At 44.7% G+C, this 12,736-nt stretch carries 14 protein-coding genes; 7 read left to right on the top strand and 7 right to left on the bottom strand.

Translation table 11 applies throughout. The features are described from left to right. Positions 1–37 precede the first annotated feature (37 nt). Positions 38–697: a hypothetical protein gene (locus GTQ38_RS07980; protein ID WP_161434969.1), complete on the top strand. Its 660-nt coding sequence runs from the start codon at positions 38–40 to the stop codon at positions 695–697. Beyond that, positions 678–1,685, top strand: a complete 1,008-nt coding sequence (locus tag GTQ38_RS07985; RefSeq protein ID WP_161434970.1) for a 2-hydroxyacid dehydrogenase — start codon at positions 678–680, stop codon at positions 1,683–1,685. Before GTQ38_RS07980 ends, GTQ38_RS07985 begins: the two co-directional genes overlap by 20 nt. On the opposite strand, the gene cls is transcribed toward GTQ38_RS07985, so the two are convergent. Next, positions 1,680–3,086 (bottom strand): cardiolipin synthase, encoded by a 1,407-nt coding sequence (cls, locus tag GTQ38_RS07990; protein WP_161434971.1) that lies wholly within the window; start codon positions 3,084–3,086, stop codon positions 1,680–1,682. The two genes, GTQ38_RS07985 and cls, sit on opposite strands and share 6 nt — an antisense overlap. A 191-nt stretch (positions 3,087–3,277) precedes the next feature. Here cls and GTQ38_RS07995 point away from each other — a divergent pair, with 191 nt between their 5' ends. Together GTQ38_RS07995 and GTQ38_RS08000 are read left to right on the top strand one after the other, a co-directional pair. Then, positions 3,278–3,445: a zinc ribbon domain-containing protein gene (locus tag GTQ38_RS07995; protein WP_161434972.1), complete on the top strand. Its 168-nt coding sequence runs from the start codon at positions 3,278–3,280 to the stop codon at positions 3,443–3,445. Between the two features lie 101 nt (positions 3,446–3,546). Next, a complete protein-coding gene (locus GTQ38_RS08000) occupies positions 3,547–4,299 on the top strand; it encodes a slipin family protein (protein WP_161434973.1) in 753 nt (250 codons plus the stop codon). Between the two features lie 33 nt (positions 4,300–4,332). Here the strand turns inward: GTQ38_RS08000 and GTQ38_RS08005 are convergent, their stop codons facing one another. The 5 genes from GTQ38_RS08005 to GTQ38_RS08025 form a co-directional block, all read right to left on the bottom strand. After that, the gene (locus tag GTQ38_RS08005) at positions 4,333–5,061 is read right to left on the bottom strand and encodes a LytR/AlgR family response regulator transcription factor (protein WP_161434974.1); all 729 of its coding nucleotides are present in this window, start codon (positions 5,059–5,061) and stop codon (positions 4,333–4,335) included. Further along, positions 5,061–6,089, bottom strand: a complete 1,029-nt coding sequence (locus GTQ38_RS08010) for a sensor histidine kinase (protein WP_161434975.1) — start codon at positions 6,087–6,089, stop codon at positions 5,061–5,063. Before GTQ38_RS08010 ends, GTQ38_RS08005 begins: the two co-directional genes overlap by 1 nt. 31 nt (positions 6,090–6,120) lie before the next feature. Beyond that, positions 6,121–6,471 (bottom strand): DUF4907 domain-containing protein, encoded by a 351-nt coding sequence (locus tag GTQ38_RS08015; protein ID WP_161434976.1) that lies wholly within the window; start codon positions 6,469–6,471, stop codon positions 6,121–6,123. 95 nt (positions 6,472–6,566) lie between these two features. Further along, on the bottom strand, positions 6,567–7,583 hold the full coding sequence (locus tag GTQ38_RS08020) for a Kelch repeat-containing protein (protein WP_161434977.1): 1,017 nt from the start codon (positions 7,581–7,583) through the stop codon (positions 6,567–6,569). After that, positions 7,528–8,475, bottom strand: coding sequence for a DUF6268 family outer membrane beta-barrel protein (locus GTQ38_RS08025; protein WP_161434978.1), 948 nt, complete (start codon positions 8,473–8,475; stop codon positions 7,528–7,530). The genes GTQ38_RS08020 and GTQ38_RS08025 overlap by 56 nt, the downstream gene beginning before the upstream one ends. 219 nt (positions 8,476–8,694) lie before the next feature. On the opposite strand from GTQ38_RS08025, the gene GTQ38_RS08030 reads away from it, so the two are divergent. The 3 genes from GTQ38_RS08030 to GTQ38_RS08040 are packed head-to-tail and all read left to right on the top strand — an operon-like array spanning position 8,695 to position 11,655. Continuing rightward, positions 8,695–10,029, top strand: a complete 1,335-nt coding sequence (locus tag GTQ38_RS08030; RefSeq protein WP_161434979.1) for a DUF4270 family protein — start codon at positions 8,695–8,697, stop codon at positions 10,027–10,029. Further along, complete coding sequence (locus GTQ38_RS08035) at positions 10,019–11,278, top strand: OmpP1/FadL family transporter (protein ID WP_161434980.1); 1,260 nt, start codon at positions 10,019–10,021, stop codon at positions 11,276–11,278. Before GTQ38_RS08030 ends, GTQ38_RS08035 begins: the two co-directional genes overlap by 11 nt. 14 nt (positions 11,279–11,292) lie before the next feature. Next, positions 11,293–11,655 (top strand): hypothetical protein, encoded by a 363-nt coding sequence (locus GTQ38_RS08040; protein WP_161434981.1) that lies wholly within the window; start codon positions 11,293–11,295, stop codon positions 11,653–11,655. A gap of 40 nt (positions 11,656–11,695) precedes the next feature. Here the strand turns inward: GTQ38_RS08040 and cydB are convergent, their stop codons facing one another. Further along, complete coding sequence (cydB, locus tag GTQ38_RS08045; protein WP_161434982.1) at positions 11,696–12,733, bottom strand: cytochrome d ubiquinol oxidase subunit II; 1,038 nt, start codon at positions 12,731–12,733, stop codon at positions 11,696–11,698. Between the last annotated feature and the right edge of the window lie 3 nt (positions 12,734–12,736).

A 12,736-nucleotide genomic window follows, 5' to 3' on the forward strand; every position in this document is an offset into this window, starting at 1 on the left:
GGACCCTGAGAACAAAATGAACTATTAAAACCTAATCATGAAAAAACGACTGATACTCTTTCTGCTTGCCCTGAGCAGTTGTTCTTCCACCCACCTGGTCAATAATTGGAAGAATCCTGATATAGTGATCTTTGATGCCTATAAGGTGTTGATCGTGGGTATGACCCCTAATATGGATGCCAGGACCAATTTTGAGACCAGGATGAAACGCGAATTCACCAAAAGGGATGTGGAAGCTGTACGTAGTATAGATGTTTTTGATGTGCACTTTACGGATTCCGAGAGAACAGATGAAGAATTGGATGAAGTGGAACAAACCTTGTTAGACAGGGATTTCGACGCGATTCTCTTTACCAAAGTAATAGGTTCTGAAAACCGGCAGACCTTTAGGAAAAAAATAGCCGATTGGAATAGCTATCACAACAAATTCAGCGAAGATTATTTAAGTCATCAGGACATATATTACGATGCGGATTACTACGACACATTTACCGTTTATCACGCCGAAACTTCCCTCTATTGCATCTGTGTAGGCAAGGAACGACAGCTGATATGGCGCGGTTCCATAGATATTACTGATCCGGATGATGTGGATAAGGCTACTAAGGATTATGTAAAACTGGTCACCATAGCCCTTGAAGAACAGGACATTATTTTCAGAAAGGAGGAAAGCACTGATGAAACTACTAGTTTATAGCGCCAAGGATTTTGAAATTCCCTATCTCGAAGAAGCAAACCAGGGAAGGCATCAGCTTTCATTTACCAGTGTCAGCCTGGATTCCCATACCGCCATGCAGGCTGTGGGATTCCGCGCAATCTCAATTTTTTCGGGAGACGATGCTTCCATGCTGGTCTTGCAGAAGTTGTGGGACTTTGGAGTGCGCTATATTTCCATTCGATCTTCCGGTTATAACAACATTCATATCAAGGCGGCCAAACGCTTTGGTTTTAAGGTAGCCAATGCCCCGGACTATTCCCCTCACGCCATTGCAGAACATACTATGGCACTCTTGCTGTCGCTTAACAGAAAGATCATTCAGGCAGACAAGCGGATTCGCAGTGGAAATTTTCTTTTGGACGGTCTTGATGGCTTTAACCTTCACAACAAGACAGTTGGTATAATCGGCACAGGTAATATCGGCAGGGTTATGGCAAAGATCTTCCACGGTTTCGGATGCAAGATACTGGCTAATGATCTTAACCCGGACAGTTCTCTAACAGAGCTTTGCCAGGTGAGATACACGGACCTGGAAACCCTTCTGCGATCCTCAGATATTGTGAGTTTGCATATTCCGCTTACCTATGAGAACTACTATTTCATAAATAAAGCCAGGCTGGGAATGATGAAATCATCATCGATTCTGCTTAATACGGCCAGGGGAGCGGTGGTGGATACCAGGGCACTTATCGAAGCGCTTATAAATCGTGGGATCGGCGGTTATGCGGCAGACGTTTACGAACATGAACGCAGGCTATTTTTCAAGGACCATTCCACCAAAGGAATTTCAGACGAGCTATTCAAGAAGCTCATAGACCTACCCAACGTGCTGATCACCCCGCATCAGGCTTTTGTCACTCATGAGGCCTTAAAACGTATTTCGGAGATTACCCTGGGGAATATCAGTAGTTGGGAGAACGACGAGGTTTGCAGTAATGAGTTGGGGTTCGAGACCCTGATCTCATAGGACTGGGCTGAACAAACGGGCAAAACCCTCTCTAAGCCGATGATGCCAGGGTCTTTCGGTGAATCTTGAATATATGAGTTCCTGGCTCTTCGCACTATCTTTCAAAAAGTCTTCGCGCAAAAAATTGGCAAAACCTTTATCATAGACTACGGCATTCACTTCGTAGTTCTGATGAAAACTACGGTCGTCCAGGTTGGCGGTACCTACAGTAGACAGATGGTCGTCAGATACGATGACCTTACTGTGAAGAAAGCCATCAGGATACTGGAAGATCCGGACTCCCGCCTTTAAAAAAGATTCAAAATAAGAACTTACGCTCCAGCCCACGATCTTACTGTCCGAAGTGGTGGATACGAGCAGACGTACATCCACCCCGCTAAGTGCAGCCGTCTGTAAGGCCTGAAGAATGGTCTGACTGGGAATGATATAGGGGTTCGTGATATAAACGTACTTCCTGGCCTCAGTGATCATGGTGAAATAAATTTTCTCTATGGTGGAAAAACCGTCATTTGGGCCACTTGGAATAACATGAACGGCCTGCTCACCATAGGCTTTTACGGTATTTTCTGCCATAACAGGCTGCTTTATTTGCTCGCCGGAAACCAGGAACCAGTCTTTCAGGAAAATATCGTCCAAATAACTTGCCGCGGCCCCTTCGATCTCCAGATGCATATCGTGCCATGTGCCCAGCATAGGATCTCCCTTGAGATATTTATCGGAAATATTAATACCACCGGTAAAGCCTATACTGCCATCCACCACAATGATCTTTCGGTGATTCCTGTAGTTCAGAGAACTGAGGAAGCGGCCAAATCTAAAGGGCAGAAAAGGGTAAACCTCCACTCCGATATCCTTGAGTTTTTTAAGATAGGCACGGCTAAGGGAAAAACTCCCGATCCCGTCGTAGATCAGGCGGACCTGCACACCTGAGTTGACCTTTGAGGCAAACAGTTCCAAAAGGCGGTCGGCAAGTTCTCCCTCTTCAAAAATGTAGTACTGCAGATGAATTGTCCGTGAGGCCTTCTGAAGAGCGGTAAAAATATGATCGAAAGTCTCCTTTCCATCTTTTAAGAGCGTAAGATGGTTATCGGTAGATAAGGGGTAATAACCCAGAGAATGGATCAGGCGAATAAGTTTTGCGTTTTTGTGGAAAAGATCAGGAAGCTTACTCGTGTCCGTTTTGCTGTCCGCAAAGATGCCGTTGTCTACCATGCGTTGCAGCTTCTGCTTTCGCCGGTTTCTCCCGAGCACCAGGTAGAATAGTATTCCGGCCACAGGCAAGGTAAATATAGCCAGGAGCCAGCCCAGGGTTTTTGCGGGCCTGACCCCGTTGAACAATAAACTGACCACCAGTGAAAGGGCGATGAGAATATAGAGTACTACGGCAATGGTCCACCACATAAACTAATTTTCCTATGAAATTGCAGGTTTCCTAATATAACATTTTGAAAATTTAGAGAATGCCTTTGCCCTTCGCCATGATAAATATCACATCCGGCACCTGGTTGAGCTGATCTTGATCATACTTTTCCTTAAAGGAAGGTCTTATATTGATTGGTGAGTTTAATATCAATATATTGTAACTAGCAATCATGAAAAGAAATCGATGCCTGAACTGCGGCCGTGTTATTCTGAGATTGTTGGATTTCGGTACCAACAGAGACTTGAGTGTCAATACGGACTATTGCAGGCACTGCCTTCACCGGGGGCAGATGAAGGACCTAAAAACCTATAAATCCAGAGCAGTACTACACGGTTAGGCACAGAATTACGGAACAATAACCTATTCAGGTCCACTAAAGCCATTAGTTAACTGGCTTTAGGCGTACTTATTTTTATATCTAATTCAAAATTTACCAGCATGAATCCGCTATTACTTTTGGCCATTATCCTTGGCCTGATCCTATTGGCCGGGATCCGAATTATTTTTGAATACAAACGAGCGCTTAAGTTTCGATTCGGGAAATATATCAAAACCCTGAATCCAGGTTTCAGATGGATCATTCCTATTGTGGAGACCATCCAGGTGGTAGACATACGGGTAATTACCATCAATGTGGTTTCCCAGGAGGTAATGACGGAAGACAATGTACCCTGTAGTATTGATGGAGTAGTATTTTTTAAGATAAATGATCCCGAAAGAGCAGTACTGGAGGTTGAGGAATACGCCTTTGCGATCACCCAGCTGTCCCAGGCCGCTTTACGCGATGTTTGCGGAAAAGTAGAACTGGATACCATATTGTCTAAAAGGGAGGAAATGGGCAAGAATATCAAATATATTGTTGAAAAAGAGACCCAGGAGTGGGGTATTGAGATCATAGACGTCAAGATCAAAGACATACAGCTTCCGGAAAATATGAAGCGAATGATGGCAAACCAGGCCGAGGCGGAGCGTTCCAGGAGGGCCCGTATTATACTGGCCACGGCCGAAGAACAGGCTGCCGGAATGTTACTTGAAGCTGGAAAGATGATTGATAAATCTCCATCGGCCATCAAGTTGCGGCTATATCAAACCCTTTCCAATATCGCCGCGGAAAAGAATTCCACTATTCTGTTCCCTTTCCCGGAAGAGGTATTGCCCAGGCCAAAAGTCAAATCGAAAAACTCTAAATAAGGATGTGAACTCCAACAGCCGGCTGAAGCAGTTCTAGAGGCCTATGCGCTTTAAAAAGGTTTTGCGGTAACTCTCACCAATGGGTATCCTCATATCGTCTATAAGGATCTTGCTTTTTTGGACCGCATCGATATTATTCACATTCACTACAAACGACCGGTGTACCCGCATAAAATGGTTTGCAGGAAGTTTGTCTTCCAGGTCCTTGAAACTCATCAGGGTCAGTATAGGCCGGTTTGTATAAGTATGAATCTTCAGGTAATCTTTAAGCCCCTGTATGTATTTGATCGAATCCAATCGGATCTTTACATTGTCGTAATCAGACTTTACAAAAATGAATTCCTGTACCTGCACAGCCTCACCGCCGGCCGGTGTTACGTAATTGTTTGACGCTTTGGTGGTATTCCGCAATTCATAGATCTCCTTAGCCCGATTGATGGATTTGACGAAACGGGCAAAGGGAATAGGTTTTACCAGGTAATCGATGGCGTTTAGTTCAAACCCCTCTATGGCATATTCAGGATATGCCGTTGTAAAAATGAACATCGGCCTTTGTTCCAGAGACTTTACGAATTCGATCCCACTGATCTGTGGCATTTCAATGTCCAGGAATACGAGATCTACCTGCTCTTTTTGCAATACCTCTATACTTTCCAGGGGGTTGGTAAAAAGGCCCATAACCTCCAGGTTACCCAATTCCTCACAATACGATTTTATGATACCAAGAGCAAGAGGCTCATCGTCTATAATTACACATTTCATCAAGATAAGTTTAATTCTAATTGTACTTTATAAAATCCGTTCTCTTTAGTGATCTCCAACCGGTGTTCCTCCGGATAGAGCAATTGTAACCTGCTTTTGATATTTTCCAGGCCAATACCGGAGTTCGACTCGTCTTTACGGTATACACCGATCTTGTTCTTCACGTAGAAGGAAAATTGATCTTCCTGGATTTCCAGTTGCATATCCACATCGGTTACCCCCTTAAAATCAGTCCCATATTTAAAGGCATTCTCCACAAAAGGTATCAGAAGCAGCGGTGAGATCTTCTTGTCATTATAGTCTCCGGTGATCCTGAGCTTTACCTTTTCGCTATTTGAAAGCCTTAACAACTGCAGGGAAACAAAATTCTTGATATACTGGATCTCCTTTTCCAGGGGTACGAGTTCCTGCCGGGCATCGTACAACATATATCGCATCAACTCGGCTAACGTAATAATAGCCTCCGGGGCTTCAATATCCTTATTCCTAACCAGGGAATAGATACTGTTCAAAGAATTGAATAAAAAGTGTGGATTTAATTGTGCGCGTAAAAATTGCAATTCCGTTTCGTTTCTCCATGCCTCTTTTTCTTTGCTGATGCGATCCCTTTTGTAAAAGTCTTTGGTAAGCCCGAGAACGCCTCCCAATAGAAAAAAGGCGAGGGAAGTGGCACCCATTATGGCCCTGGGCATAAAGCGAACTGGTCCCATCTCCGAAAGATCCATATCCGGCATGCGCCCAAATGGAATAGGTGGTTTCGGGAACATATATTGCGCGGAAACGTTGATAAGCACGAGTACAGCAACTGAATACAGAATGTAAGTAAAGATCTTTTTTTTCAGGAGCAATCGCGGTACCAGGATGAGGTAATTGATGTATACCAGGGAGAGGTTCATAAGGATGCGTAGCGGAAGTTTCGGTTCAAACCTCCCAAATTCCGAGAGGGTTATGGCTACGGGAAATGAGAAAAGGCAGGCCCATACGATAATGTGGATCCAAAATTCCCTGATTTGAAATGAGGTTTTCAACCGATCTTTCTTTATAAAGGAGAGAAGGTACCTATTTTTGATGAGCAAATCCATATTTTTTAAGATCTTCAGATGTTATGATCGGAGCTTGTCCCTCCTGCAGTTTTTCCAGGACAAGATTCCCTATCCCCCGGGCCTGCTTTTCGGAAGCGAATGGCTGATTCCCACTTATTCCCGGGATAGTCCGCTGTCTAATTTTCAGGCTTTCTCCGAAATAGATCTCGTAATACCAGTCCCCGGAATCAGATTGCCTGGTGATCAGCTGATACCCTTGTTTTTTAAGACTTTTCTGTTGTTCTGTATAATTAAGGACCAGACCACCTCCTATAACGATCAGCCCGATGATCACAAATGCCCTGATATGTTTAAACCTTTTTTCCATAGTAGAAAACCAGCCCTGGATTTGATGGGTTTTCAGGGCTGGCCGCACTCAATCAAAAATCACTACGATACTAGTAGCAAATCGTTTAAAAACTTTTAATCGTCTTCATCCTCTTCTTCATTTGGAAAGAATTCATGGTTGTCGTCAAGATACAGGGTCCCGCTCCGGCCCAGGGCGATAAAGGCCCTGGAACTGGTGTAAAAAGCTACCGCGCCTTCCCTGGATGTCCCTTCATAGGAAGTTTTCTGGTCCCACAGATCCGTGGATGGATCGTATTCCCAGACATCTACGGAAGTACCGCCAAAACCGGTATCCCCGGTGGCAAAATACCCTTTGCCCTCCATGCTGAATCCAACCGCATTGCTACGGATAATATTATAGTCATCATCATCGTCCAGATCCAGCAGCGGGGTCCAGCTTTCGCTATCCAGATCAAAAGCCCAGAAATCCGTTTGGTTCTGACCGTTAGTCTCTCCGGTTCCGAGATACACGATGTTGCCAATGGTAAAGGTGGTGGCATCTCGCCTTTTATTCCCACCGAAGCCAACCAATTCGGTCCATGAGTCTGTAGAAGGGTTGTATCGCCAAAAATCCTTTCGGTCATTATCACCGTCAAAACCTGTACCTACATATCCATTGGTGTCCGAATTGAAGGCCACACTTCCTCTTCTGGCTGAACCGCCAAATGGTGCGATGGAATCCCAGCTGTTCGATCCAACATTGAAACGATAGAAGTCTCCCAACTCGTCATCCCCGTCATACCCAAGACCAACATAGCCATTTCCGTTAATCGTAAATGCAACGGCACTGCTTCGCGGCGTACCAGGGAAGCTGGCAAGCTGGCTCCAGAAATTACCTTCCATATCATAGCTCCAAACATCAGTAAGTCTGTCATCGCCGTCATAACCTGTTCCCATATAACCCTTATTTCCAATGGTGAAGGCAAAAGCCCCGCTTCTTGGAGTACCGTCAAAAATAGAGCGGTCTACCCAGTTTCCTATCTCATCATCACCATCATCATCACTTGAACAGGAATTCCATAACATTGCCAGAACACTAAGGAAGGCTAGTTTTAATAAGGGATTGATGAGCGCTTTTTTTTGTTTTATCATTCGTATTGAAGTTTAAATTAAACGTAAGCCCCATGGTAAAATACAGGGCGGATCCGGCCTCGAAGTCATAGATAAGGTTGTGATCATCATCCATGATCTCAAGCCGGTTATTTGGTAAATAGCCAATCCTTGTAATAGTGGTAAAGTTTGGCTGTATCTTATATCTGTGTTCCAACCCAAGGTCCAGGGTGTTGTAACGCAATTTGGTGTTTTCAAGGAATCCTAGCCCTTCAAATGAGACACTGTCCGAATTGTTGGCATAGAAACCGCGAAAGCTGGCCCGGGCACTCAGCCCATGGCGTTCGTTCAATTGATAATCCAGCCCTGTTCTCGGAATTCCCAGGGAAAAGCTCCAGGAGGAGTTGAACTTTCTGGTGAAAGACAAGGCGGGAATCAGGGCGGGTTCTCCTAGGAAGGTCCAATAGGCCAGACCGAAACTGAATGTAGTTGTACCCTTTTTGGGTTTCCAGCTTTTTGACGCGAGCAAAAAGCTGTTAAAAAGAAAATCTTCTGATCCGATCCCCTCGGCAAAATTTGAGGAAAGTGTTGGAGAAGCTATAAGGTTCAATGCCCAGGAATTTTTCAAAACTTTTCTAACAGAAATGTTGAAATTCAGGTTGTGCGTTTGCTCATAGGAACTGAAGTCCGAAGAAAGCGGGGTGTTGAAGAAACTTATATCGTATTTGGAGTAATTAAGACCAAGACCCACAAAGGTATTTTTAAACCTCTTACCACCTCTAAGGGTAATGGAATAGGCCTTTAAATCCAAGTCTTTCATATCCGGGATAACACTATACTCAAAACGGCCTAGTTCTCCGGGTGGAAAAAACTGGGCGGTAAGTATGCTATGGGAAAGTGCCATTAGTCCGACGAGATAAAATGTTGATCTCAAGTTTTTAGTTTGTCCAAAACTATGAGAGGCCCGGGGAGCCAGGAAATTAATTATACCGTTCCCGCATTTTTATAGACCAATCTCCTTTTTTTATCGACCTAGGCGGTAGAGCTTAATTCGTCGGGAGATTTCAGGAGTTGGTAGACGGTTTCAGGGCTTGTGTATAAAATACTTCCAGGTGCCCGCAGGCACAACGTAATTTGCTGTTTGATTTTGATTATGAAACGGATTTTTCTCGGACTATTTATTTTGATTGGGATCATGGCCTGCTCCATTGATCGCGGGGACATACCTACCCTTGAAGTGGGGCAGGATTTTGCGGATTCGGATGTAAGGCTGTTGGTGCTCGATACCTTTAGCGTAAAGGTGAGCACATTTAAATTTGACAGTATCAATACCTCCAGTAGTGACCGCCTGCTGCTGGGTCAGTACGAAGACGAATACTTCGGTACGGTCACCTCTTCAGCCTTTTTTGAACTGGTTGCCGCCACTCCGGAAGATGGCAGTGCGAGGTACAACCTGCCGGAAGATGTGAGTTTTGACAGCATTGCGCTTATCCTGGGATACGACAGGTATTTTTATAGCGATACACTGCAGGCTTCCCGCATCCGGGTACATGAACTTAAAGAGGAAGTCATTCCGGAAGAAAACGATTTCTACAACACCAGTACCCTGGAATTCGATAGTATACCGATAGCCATACACGATTATTTTCCAAGACCTTTTAAGGAAGATTCGGTACACATCACCCTGCCATTGGAATTCGGACAGCAATTGTTTGATCTGATCCTGGAGAATGAGATCAATGATGATGACGAGTTAAGGGATTTTCTAAAAGGATTTAGCCTGCAGCCGGGGGAGGCAGACGATGGTGCGATTCTTGGCTTTTCCAGGGATCAGGCTGAAACTTATTTGCGAATATTCTATTCAGTAAAGGATGAGTTCGAAGATGAAGAAGAGGTACTGGACCTGGTGATCAATCCCTTTCCCGCGAACCCTGTGGCCTTCAATCGCATTCAGAATAATACCTCTTCCACCTTTTTAGACAGTCTGGACGATCAGGAAACGGAACTTCTGGCAGAAGCCGCCAATGATTTGGGTTACATACAGTCAGGTACGGGCTATGCGGTCAAAGTAGAATTTCCCAGTTTGAAAGAAATATATCAGCTCGAAGGTACTGGTACAACACTAAGCGCCATTCTAACCCTTAAACCTCTGGACAATAGCTTTGATGACAGCATGCCACTTCGCGATTCGCTGAATATCAATGTTCTGAACCAGAACAATATCATCATCCAGGAGATCCGTAATGGGGACGGCTTGGTATACGGACGAATAACAGGCGAAGAAGAGGAGTTTGCCGAGGTGGTTTACGAAGTTCCTGTGGGAATCTATGTGGATGGGAAGTTAAAGGAAATCAGGAATGAAGACACCTCCCTTGTATTGTTCACCCAGGACTACAATCAAACGGTAAACAGGGCGCTGCTGCAGGCAGGCAGCCATCCGGATTTTCAGGCCGAATTGAGAATAACCTATGCCATTTATGATGAATAGACAATCTCTATTGGCTTTTATGTGCTGCCTGCCTCTTTTTGTTTTGGGACAGACAAATAATTTAACAGGTTCTCCTTATTCCTTATTTGGCCTTGGGGTGAGTACTAACGCCAATATTGGCAAGAATAGTGCTCTGGGGCGAGGTGGTTATGCACTCAGCGGTGAAGAGTTTATCAATCCCTTGAATCCGGCATCGTATGCCGGTATTCCCGAAAAAAGTTTTTTGTTCGATGTCGGTTTTCTGACAGAGATCAGCACACTATCCAATGGAAACCGCGAAGAACAACGGGTCGCTGGGAGTTTCTCCAATATAGCGCTGGCGACAAGCCTGGATGCCAAGAGTTCAATTGGATTGTCCATAACCCCGTTTACGGATGTGGGGTACTCCCTGATTGGCCTGGAAAGTAACGCGGAGGGCTCTTTTGACGTTTTTACGGCCAACGTTTTTGGTTCAGGGGCCCTGAATGATCTCAGGCTGGCCTATGGATATGCCGTCGTACCTCAACTAAGGGTAGGTGCCGCCCTGTCTTATCTTTTTGGGACTATTGAGGAAAGGGAATCAGTACAGGCAGGTAGCTCTTTTATCTCACCCAGTACCCTGAACGTAACAGATGAGAACAGGTATAGTGGTATTAGGCTGGGAATTGGAGTACAATATGATCTCAATCCCAAATTTACGCTTGCCTGGGGTGTTAACCTGCCGACAAACCTGGCTGGGTCCAGGGATAGGAGCGTGGCAAAGACCCTTGACTTTGTTCCCTTTGAAGTGAGTACGGAGACCGACCTGGACCTGGACGATTTTAAGTTACCCCTGGAACTCAATACCGGATTGGTGTATAGTCCAATACCAAGTCTCTTTATCAATGCGGATTATGCTTTAAAATTATGGGGAGCAACTGAGCAACAGGACAATGTAGGGGAGTTCAGGGATCAGTACGTCTACAGTCTGGGAGCGGAATACATAGCCAATCCTAAAGGGTTCAAATTCTGGGAGCGTATAGGTTTCAGGGCTGGTTATAATTACGACAGCGGTTATTTGTCTGTTAACGAAACTGCCATTAATACAACTACATTCACGGCTGGCCTGGGGATCCCACTGGGTTTTAGCTCTCTTTCGCGCTTAAATCTTTCATTTGCCCGTAGTTTTAGGGGAGATACCGGAGGAATATTGGTCGAAGAACGATTTAACACCATAAATGTAAACCTGAGCCTGAGGGATTTCTGGTTCTTTAAACGAAAAATTGAATAAAAATGATTGATACTATGAGAAGTGTAAAACGAATTTCACTGATTTTTTTGATGACTTTTAGCTTTGGTTTCGCCCAGGAAAATCCGAATCCGGAGGCTATTGCAGAATACCAGGACAAGGTGATGACTGAGGATTTGAATTTAGACCAGGATCAGCAGGAGAAAGTTTCGGTGATCAACCTGAAGTACGCGGAAAAAATCGTAGCCATTAGAAACAGGCCCGGGGGTAAGTTCGGGAAGATCGGCGATATCAGGGATACACAAAAAGCCAAAGCTAAGGAGTTGGAAAAGGTTCTTAGCCCTGAGCAATTTGAACTTTTTGAGGACGAGGTGGCACCAAAGCTCAAGCAGCAGATGAGAGAAAAGATGAAGCAGTAGGAAGGGGGAAGAGCAACAGCTTTGCTGATCCTGTTTTGGATCAATAACTGGTTTCGTCCAGCGTTACTTTGCCTTTAAACGTACGATACACGAAATAGGTATATCCTAATACCAGTGGCCCTCCTATGGCCACCATAATCATCATGATCCGTAGCGATTTCGTGGACGAAGCGGCGTGGTAAATATCAATGCTATAGGTGGGATCCACGGTGGAAAACAAGAGTACAGGGTAAAGCTCGATGGCCACAAGGACTAACAGCAGGCTTATGGTTAATGCTGAAAAAAAGAAGGCCCATTTAAATCTCTTTTTATTCGCTAAACGCGGAACATTGGCAATACTTAGAAAAGTGAGTAGGGGAACTATAAAAAGCGAAGGGTTGCTCTTAAAGTCGTCCGATAAATGAGGAATGTATAAAAGGGTATACAGCGTTGTAATTCCGAAACTCACCATAAAGAAAATCATGCCTCGCTTCAACAGGCGGGTGAGTTTGGCAAAGAGGCGACCTTCCGTTTTTAGCAATAAATAGATGGCTCCATGTACCATAAAAAGTGATAAAGTGGTTAATCCGGTCATCAGGGAATACGGATTCAGAAACTCAAAAAAACCAGCTCCCTGGTACATGTATTCGGGTCCTATGGCTATCCCTTGCAGTACGTTTCCAAGAACCACTCCCAGTAGAAAGGCAAGCATAATGCTGGAAATACTATAGCTGATATCCCACATGTTTTTCCACCATTTCATGGGTTCTTTACCTCGGAATTCTATGGAAATCGCCCGGAAAATTATGAACATTAGGAAAAGCATGAAGGGGATATACATGGAGGAAAAAAGTGTGGCATACATTACAGGGAATCCCGCGAAAAGCGCTCCGCCACCTATAACCAACCAGACCTCGTTGCCGTCCCATACCGGACCCACGGCGTTTAAAGCAATGCGCCGGCTCAATTCCTTCTTAAAAAAGAGGTGCCAGGCTCCTGCACCAAAATCAAATCCGTCTAATATGGCGTAGCCGGAAAATAAGGCGCCAACTACCAAAAACCACCAGCTGGGATAGTCCAGACCTAATAATGTTTCCATATC

It is taken from the genome of Poritiphilus flavus (assembly GCF_009901585.1).
Lineage (GTDB): Bacteria > Bacteroidota > Bacteroidia > Flavobacteriales > Flavobacteriaceae > Poritiphilus > Poritiphilus flavus.